General features: G+C 66.4%; 1 protein-coding gene. It reads right to left on the reverse strand.

Annotated features, from left to right (window positions below):
- Nucleotides 1–103 precede the first annotated feature (103 nt).
- The coding region (locus tag HX846_RS38230) for a DUF2390 domain-containing protein (protein WP_178967582.1) at nt 104–381 on the reverse strand (278 nt) is incomplete at its 5' end.

Here is a 381-nt window from a genome sequence, read left to right on the forward strand (position 1 = left end):
CTGCGACCCCGGCTGCACCTGCTGCCAGCACCACAGCGCCAACCGCTCCGGCCAGCAGCACGCCTGCACCGGCAGCGCCAAGCGTCACCCCAACCAGCGCTTCCTAAGTGCCGGTAACCGCGGCGCGCAGCTGATGCAGCGCGTCGTGGTCAAGGTTGGCGGCTTCGGCCGCCAGTCCTTCAACCCATGCTTGATGATTCACCTCGGCCATCGGCCAACGCTGCGCCACACCTTCCAGGCGTGATAGCAGCAGCCTTTCTGCATCCAATTCCAAAGCCTTGACCCGCTCCCGTAACGCTCCCAGCTCAGCATCCTGCTGCGCCATGGCCCGCCATTGCGTGCGTACTTGCCGCAACGGCTCGACCACCTCCGCCTGCCACG

This window comes from Pseudomonas sp. K5002 (assembly GCF_013386655.1).
Classification (GTDB): Bacteria; Pseudomonadota; Gammaproteobacteria; order Pseudomonadales; family Pseudomonadaceae; genus Aquipseudomonas.